Origin of the sequence: Hominisplanchenecus murintestinalis (genome assembly GCF_943193015.1) — a bacterium.
GTDB classification, from domain to species: Bacteria; Bacillota; Clostridia; order Lachnospirales; family Lachnospiraceae; genus Hominisplanchenecus_A; species Hominisplanchenecus_A murintestinalis.
In genome coordinates this window covers 1-7,340 of sequence record NZ_CALPCM010000072.1, presented here as the reverse complement: position 1 = coordinate 7,340, position 7,340 = coordinate 1, and the positions used below count along the sequence as shown (strand labels likewise).

9 protein-coding genes and 1 pseudogene are annotated in these 7,340 nt (G+C 37.6%); 1 reads left to right on the top strand and 9 read right to left on the bottom strand.

Going from position 1 to position 7,340, the window contains the following annotated elements; translation table 11 throughout:
- Positions 1 to 148: 148 nt before the first annotated feature.
- Genes NFR99_RS14215 through NFR99_RS14200 form a run of 4 tightly spaced genes read right to left on the bottom strand, consistent with a single transcriptional unit; the run spans position 149 to position 2,445 of the window.
- The gene (locus NFR99_RS14215; RefSeq protein WP_251353979.1) at positions 149 to 1,429 is read right to left on the bottom strand and encodes a zinc ribbon domain-containing protein; all 1,281 of its coding nucleotides are present in this window, start codon (positions 1,427 to 1,429) and stop codon (positions 149 to 151) included.
- Between the two features lie 13 nt (positions 1,430 to 1,442).
- The gene (locus tag NFR99_RS14210; protein WP_251353978.1) at positions 1,443 to 1,973 is read right to left on the bottom strand and encodes a zinc ribbon domain-containing protein; all 531 of its coding nucleotides are present in this window, start codon (positions 1,971 to 1,973) and stop codon (positions 1,443 to 1,445) included.
- Complete coding sequence (locus NFR99_RS14205; RefSeq protein ID WP_251353977.1) at positions 1,960 to 2,232, bottom strand: hypothetical protein; 273 nt, start codon at positions 2,230 to 2,232, stop codon at positions 1,960 to 1,962. The genes NFR99_RS14210 and NFR99_RS14205 overlap by 14 nt, the downstream gene beginning before the upstream one ends.
- A 33-nt stretch (positions 2,233 to 2,265) precedes the next feature.
- The gene (locus NFR99_RS14200) at positions 2,266 to 2,445 is read right to left on the bottom strand and encodes a hypothetical protein (protein WP_251353976.1); all 180 of its coding nucleotides are present in this window, start codon (positions 2,443 to 2,445) and stop codon (positions 2,266 to 2,268) included.
- A gap of 106 nt (positions 2,446 to 2,551) precedes the next feature.
- Here NFR99_RS14200 and NFR99_RS14195 point away from each other — a divergent pair, with 106 nt between their 5' ends.
- Positions 2,552 to 2,773: a helix-turn-helix domain-containing protein gene (locus NFR99_RS14195; protein WP_251353975.1), complete on the top strand. Its 222-nt coding sequence runs from the start codon at positions 2,552 to 2,554 to the stop codon at positions 2,771 to 2,773.
- 451 nt (positions 2,774 to 3,224) lie between these two features.
- Here the strand turns inward: NFR99_RS14195 and cptIN are convergent, their stop codons facing one another.
- The 5 genes and pseudogenes from cptIN to NFR99_RS14170 all read right to left on the bottom strand — a co-directional run bounded on the left by cptIN (position 3,225) and on the right by NFR99_RS14170 (position 6,991).
- Complete coding sequence (gene cptIN / locus NFR99_RS14190) at positions 3,225 to 3,716, bottom strand: type III toxin-antitoxin system CptIN family toxin (RefSeq protein ID WP_251353974.1); 492 nt, start codon at positions 3,714 to 3,716, stop codon at positions 3,225 to 3,227.
- Between the two features lie 629 nt (positions 3,717 to 4,345).
- Positions 4,346 to 4,684, bottom strand: a pseudogene (locus NFR99_RS14185) (tyrosine-type recombinase/integrase); the annotation flags it as partial.
- Between the two features lie 75 nt (positions 4,685 to 4,759).
- The gene (locus tag NFR99_RS14180; protein ID WP_120487272.1) at positions 4,760 to 5,824 is read right to left on the bottom strand and encodes a helix-turn-helix domain-containing protein; all 1,065 of its coding nucleotides are present in this window, start codon (positions 5,822 to 5,824) and stop codon (positions 4,760 to 4,762) included.
- 203 nt (positions 5,825 to 6,027) lie between these two features.
- Positions 6,028 to 6,627: a peptidoglycan recognition protein family protein gene (locus NFR99_RS14175; protein ID WP_251353972.1), complete on the bottom strand. Its 600-nt coding sequence runs from the start codon at positions 6,625 to 6,627 to the stop codon at positions 6,028 to 6,030.
- 214 nt (positions 6,628 to 6,841) lie between these two features.
- Complete coding sequence (locus NFR99_RS14170; RefSeq protein WP_243126949.1) at positions 6,842 to 6,991, bottom strand: hypothetical protein; 150 nt, start codon at positions 6,989 to 6,991, stop codon at positions 6,842 to 6,844.
- Positions 6,992 to 7,340: the final 349 nt, after the last annotated feature.

Below are 7,340 nucleotides of genomic sequence, written 5' to 3'. Positions count from 1 at the left end.
AGTAGCAAAAATCTACTCTCTACTATTATGGGGCAACAAATGGGGCTATTCAAGCCGCCCAACATTTAGGCGCTTACGGTATTTCTTCTATATATAAAATGTGCATTAAAAAAGGACTACGGTATTTTGCCGTAATCCCTTTATATGTTCATTTGTTTCTAAGTTTCTCAATTTCTTGTTCTATATTTTTTATTTCTCGTTCTAATGCTTTTATTTCTGTCTCTTTATCAAATATTGATTTTTGATAAACCTGTATTTTTTCATTAACTTCTTGCAGTTCGTTCCTTAATTTTTCTATTTGGGGTTTTATTTCCTCAATTTCTTCTTCTGCTTTTTTCTTCCCAAAAATCTTTTTTCCCAATTTCTCTATACGATTCTGCTTTTCATCAATCCCTCTCTGAATATCCTCTTTTTTATCATCAAATGGACGTTTCTCCGTTTCAGCAGAAACTTTTTCTTTTATCATTTTCTGAATTTTTTTCCTAATTTCTGCAATACTTTCTTGCTTCTTTTTGGTTTCTGCAAATTCCTCTGGATGAGATTCCCAATATTTCTTATCCTCAATTTCTTGTTCCTTTTTTCTCTTGGCATCTCTTTGTTGGTCGCGTTTTTTTATAAAATTCTGCTTGTACTGCCAACCATTATGATTTTTTTCCCAATCATCTAAAGCAAGTTGCCAACCATGTTCATCCAACATATCAACAACCGATAACGGTAATCCTTTTAACAAAACATTATATATATCCCAGTTTTGATTGATATAATCTTCTCCCGGACTTAAAAAGAAATCTGTATATCTCTTTATACACTTAACCCACATATCATTAAATGCTTGCGCTAACTGTTTAGTCAGACCTCTATACTCCATATTATTATAGATTACATTTTCATCTAACATTTCTTTTATCCTAGAACTATGCAGTCCTTGTAATCCTGCAATAACCTTATATACATAATCTTGTTCCATCATCTGTCCCAAAAAAGTTCCGGCATCTAATTGTCCACTTTGAACTAAACCATTTCCCATATCAAATAATTCTTTAAAACCAGAATAATTCGCAAATAACTTCTCTCCCTCCTTACACATCCTATATCCCATTTGCAAAATATAAGTATATACTTCTCTTTCAACTAAATCTCTGTCATTGTCTGAAACACTTTCCAAAATGTCTTTAATTAAATCTGAGAGTTCTTGGCATAATTTATCTTGCTTTACTGTTATATTCCCAGCACGTTCTCCGTCTTCACGCAGATACTCCCATGAAATTGTCTGCGCATCAATAACTAAATTATATTTTTTCATCTTTGCAAGTTTTACTTCAATATTATTTAAAGCAGTTGACGCTATTCCTTCAAACTTTGTTCCGCACTTCTGGCAGAACATCATATCATCTTCCATAGGATTTCCACATTTAGCACAATATTTCATTTCTTCTTTCCTCCTAGAACTTAAATTTATAACCGCAATTCATGCAAGTAATCACTGTCTTATTAGCACCAATACCACCTGCTAATAAACCAACGCCCCCAAGCAATACTGCTCCAGCAACTGCTTTACCAACTCCGAAACCTTGTTTGCCACCAGATAAAGAAGTCGAACCACACTTAGGGCATTTTGCTTGTGCAGCAAACTGCCGCCTTTGTTCGTCTAATTGTCTTTGTTGCTGAATAATTTGTGCTTGTTGCAAACGCACCATATCAGTAGGTAAATCCAAATCATTTTTATAATCCATAATATCCATTACTTCTGTATCTGAATCTACTACTACCAAATCATTCTTTTCTTCTTTTTTAATAAAAGATTTCCCGCAATAGCCACAAAAGGTACTTTCAATGCTATTTGGTTTGCCACAATATGGACAATACTGTACTTGTTCTTCTTTAGGTTCTTGTAAAGGATAGCCACAATGAATACATGCAGGGGCTTTATCTGATACTTTTCCACCACATTCAGGACATTCAATTAAAGCCATTATTTTTCTCTCTTTCCGACTGTCTCTTTTTCAAGCCAACCTTATACATATTACTCATATAAATCTCTGGCTTTGGCATTGGATGCCCTTTACCTTTCGTATCTTTTCGTTCCTCTTTGTTATATGTACTAATTATTCTTTTCCAATCGTCAGGATACATTTCTATAAATATATTTTTAAATTCCTGCATATCATGAATATCAGACATGGAATCAAAAACTTTATTAACTTTTTCTTCCTTTTTTGTGACTACAGACATTCTGTCAATCCTCCGCAAAATATTTTTCTTCTATTATACCTCACAAACGCTCCACATTCCACATTTTTCTACATGAATTGAGAACCTTGTACCGTCTGTGAGATAAACATTTACTATATTGTTCCGGTCATCAACCACTATATCATGTATCGGCAGATTATCAGTATCATTCAGTACATCAAATAACGTGTCTTTAATTTCGTTTTTTTCCATGCTTATCTCCAAAGCACCTAACATTTCTATGAATGTTATATCTGTGAATTATATTTCTGTTACCCATTATATAAAATAATGAGAGAAAAGTAAAGGAGAATCTTCTATGGAATATGGTAATTTGCATATGCGTATAAACGAAATATTACAGGAAAAAGGTATCAGCAAAAACAAGATTTGTAAAGACCTTGATATTCCCCGAACCAACTTTAACAAATACTGCCGTGATGATGTTAGTCGTTTTGATACTGGCTTGATTTGTAAATTGTGTTGGTATCTCAATATAGGGGCAGGAGAGTTGATCGAATATAAGCGTCCTGAAGAATAATGTTCTTTCGGGAGTACGTTCGACAATGGCTAAAATCAGCATTGTTTCGCTATTCCATCTATTAAAACATACGTTCGATGAATAAGTAATAACAGCCGTTTTATAAGAATTTCAAGACTATTTTGCTATAATCATAACATTTTCTGCAATAGTTCGATAGAAACCAGTATTTTCAATACTTTCCGCTATTTTTTATTGTATATTTTAATACACATAATTCCTGAAAAGCTTGATTTCCCTTGCTTTTCTAATATTAACACATTTTAGCATTGTTCGGTAGAATTATATAATTTCCAAACAAAAAAATATTATCAATACTTTAACATTTCATTTTTTACGCCGACACATGAATACAATAGATATACACTTTTTATAAAATACTGCTGCCAAATCAAATGTAAACTATCCCGACTAAAAAATGCCATTACTCGCATCTTTACAAGCAATGGCATTACTGACATCCAGTATTTTCAAATTCCTGTTCCATAATAGTCCTTACCTTATCAATATCCGTAAAGATCAAATGAATCCCACGGTTATACAATGCAAGCACTTCCCCTAAATTTTCCGTAAGAATCCTGTTCAATTCATTATGTACTGTTATCGGCTTCCCATCAACTGTATGTATATGATCAAAAAATTCTGCAATAATGGGAAAAGCATTCTGAATCAAAAATGCATTCTCTTTTCCTGCAAATTTACCAATAATTATTGTATTGCATTTTCCATATTTTCTTTTCTTCCTTTCTATAATGACCTTATACTTTTCTACCTGTGAACTTATGGGGATCATCCAATAAAGGTCTTGATTCTTTTTATCCTGTATTGCATAGAAATGTGGACGATAATTTCCATTTTCTTTATTGCTCATCAAGTATTTATCCTGCACCTTATCAAAAAATTCATCTTTGATATGATAAGAATATCCCTGCCGTATCTCCATATACTGTAATATTCTCCTTTGGGCAAACTTCATATTATGCAAATCCCCACCGACATCAGCCGATGGGGAGCATTTACGCACTATACCATTTATACCCCACCTGTATAGCAAGTGGCATCATTTACGAACTGAATCACTTATACCCCGCACCATCAGCAAGCGGCAAACATTTACTTCTACTCACAGTATATACAGATTATGAGAAATAATCAACCTGTTTTTCAATTTTTTAACTTTTTCTTTTGCACTAGACTTCTTACTGTTATTTGATTCTCTGTAAAACTTCTGTAAATTCCTCTGCCAATCAGCATTTTTCCTAGAAAACATCAGCATTTCAAGGCTTGTGTTCGCTTCCTGCCGTGGCAGACGAATAATATTTTTATCATTTTGGATTTATCCTTTCATAAGCCTTTAAACCTTGATATATGTGGAGGGCTTCTTGGCACTTTTCTTCAATTTTGTATTTTGCCCTTATCTCACGCAAATCTATGTAAATCTACGCAAATTTATGGGCAAATGGTGTAGTAAGTGGTGTAGTAGATTGGTGTATTTTTCAACTTGATTTTCTTTGTTTTCCTTGCATATCGGTATCTTTACACGCAGGATTCTCCTGCGTTGTCCGGCACTCGTCAAACACATTTGCAAGCAATGTGTTTTCCTCGTTGCTTGCTCAAATCAATGATTCTCGCCATTTGCTCCGCAGCACGGTCAAAGCTGGCATGAGTGTAAACATTCAGTGTAACGCCCACATCAGAATGTCCCATTACATATTGCAGGTTCTTGATATCCATGCCCGCATTTGCCATGTTGGTACAAAATGTATGGCGGAACACATGGGGCGTAATATGGGGCAATGGTTTATCCGGGTGCAGCTTCTTGTATTTCTTCATTGCCCAACGCATTTCATTTTCGATATGCAACGCTACTTTCGGCTTATCATCTTTATCCAACAAAAGGAAACTACCATATCCGTCCGTATCATATTGTGTGTTTTTCTCCCCAGACGGGACAGATTATCCATTCTGTTTTCATTATCATACGGTCTATTTCCTACCCTTGAATCGTTCATACTCTGTGATTAGCTCTTGAAACTCTGAGGAGTTTTGCAACAGAGATTCTTTTTCCATTGCAGAAAGGATTACAGGAATCATTTGCTCTGGTTTAGTCGCTTGCGCAGGTATGCGATTAAATAATAAGGTTTTATCCATATTCCATGGTTCACGCATTGCCGCAAGCATTTCTCTCAAGATGCAAATACATTTATCGGCATCCTTTTCCGCAAAGGCGATTTCCAATGGTGCAGTAAATGCGCTATATTTCCACATTTCAAAAAGTGTGACCATCTGTGCCGATTTATCTGCTATCTTTTTTGCAGTGAGAAGTTCGCCGCACTCTAACTCAATATTCACCATTTTGTATAACAGCAACTGAACCTTGTTGAGAGCCAAATGTAATTCTCTCTGCAAATCTTCTGCCGCTTTCTCTGATTTGCCTTGATGTTTATCAATTTCAACTTGTAGCCAAAACTTATCAGCCATGCTGTCGACAATTTCGTTTCTATCAGGCATTAAGTCTAATGTTTCCTGCGCTTTTTCATATTCTCCATTGCGAAGATATCTGCTTGCCAACATAAAATTTGCGCTGTTGCTTATTTTTACGTCTGTACTCCCAGCAAGTCGATGATACCATTCAAGGATCTGCTCCTCATAGGGGCGCATTTCATCTACAGTCAAGTCGGACATGGAAAGAAGTCCATCCAGTTGGAATGTAAGAACATGCATGAGTCTCTCATTGTGAGGATACTCGTGGAGCTTTTGCCCTACTGCTGCAAACCCTTCTTCGAGTCCTTTATTTCCAACAATTTTTCCGATCTCCTTGCAGAGCAAACCAATTTCTTGTTGTGTTATATCTTCGTGAAAACAAAAAAGTGTGTTTAAGTCAATTTTTAGTAATCGGGCTAACGGAGCCAAAAACGAAATACCTGGACTGGTTGTTCCTTTTTCCCATTTACTGACTGCCGGAATAGACACATTGAGATATTCTGCAACTTGTTCCTGCGTGAGTCCTAATTCTTTTCTTCTTTCTTGTATAACTAAGTTCATAGGCATAATAGAAGCCTCCTTATTGAGAATGGCACAAAAGCTTTTGTTGACTTTATTATACTTGTGTATTTCCCAAAAAACAATTGAGCAGTTGTTAACCGAAAAAATATTTTTTTAACTATAAGTTAAACGAGCCCACGGTTTTATGCGGTTTTTCAGGCTTTTTTGTTGCTAATGTATTGCTAACCGTTCACATTTATCAGGCTGTTTTATACCTCGTCCCGGATGGCAATATCCTGCGTCAGCTTCACTTTCATGCCGGGTTTCAGCTCCAGTTTCTGTCCAGCACTGAAATATTCTTCTGCCCTCTGTTTGAACGTTGCCCACGTCCAGCTTGTCTTATACCCGTTGTTATGCACATATGGAGCCCGACAGGTCTTGTTTACGATGTCGTAATGGCAGAGCACGTTCACGGACGGGATGCCCAGGTCATGGCGGAGCCCGGCAACCAGCCACGCACATGCGTCCTGTGTCTCTTTCGTGAAGTACCATTTCTTATCCTCTGCGCTGGCCGCATTCCCATCACACTTGCAGCACATCTCAATGCTGATGGTATTGCTGTTCCGGGCTTCCGGAGGCTTCTGGGTGTAATATCCTGCCGTGCCTACCGCCCAGGGCACGGCATCCAGGCTGCACCGCTGGTAAATCGTCCCGTTCCAGTAAATGTAGAAGTGCGCCCCGCATCCGTCCGATGCCAGGTCGTGCGCCTGTCCCGCTACCCCCAGGTAATGGACGGCGATATATTTTTTCCGGCTGCCCCAGCAGGGGACGTTCCTGGAGCTGATAGCGTTAATGATTTTATGTGTCATATGGCTCTCCTTTCCCGTTGCATTTTTGCAGTACTAAAAACACTGCCCATTTCTGAGTGGTGCTGTTTTGCAGATACTCTTGTCGTATCATATACATTTATGCTATGCTGTTTCCGTTGTCATACCCAATCCGGCAACGGAGGGAGTGTGTTCATTGACAGAGTTTGTTATTTCCTTTTTATCCCTGTCATGGTTAATGTAGCCTGCCACTACATCACCAAATGGTTGTCACCATCCCGTTTCCGCCAAGCTCATGGTACGCCTGATACATCTCCACGAAATTCTCATAAGCATAGGACGGGATGCTCCCCAGCTTCATGTATTTGTCATGGTATTCGATAAGCTGCACCCTTAATAAAAGCATCGTGCCCGTGCTATTAGCATCCCTGTCCCGTTTCTGGCGTTTCAGGAGCCAGACGATGTAACCAAGTATGGCCGGGACTGCTGCCGTACATTAGGCGCCGTAAATAAATACGCATTGCCCCCTTCCAGCAACGAGGTATTGTAGCCGCCCATCACAAAATCCGGACGGAAGTTTATTGGATCTATAGAATCTTAGGCCAAAAAATAGACAAAATACAACCTTTCATACAGTCCATTATATCTTTAGGAAATATGTTAACCATGAAATCTCAACCTCCCTATTTAGTCAAGTCTTTTTTCCTTATTTTTCAAGGATTTTTTAGTTACATATCTCAGATGAATGAGCCAGG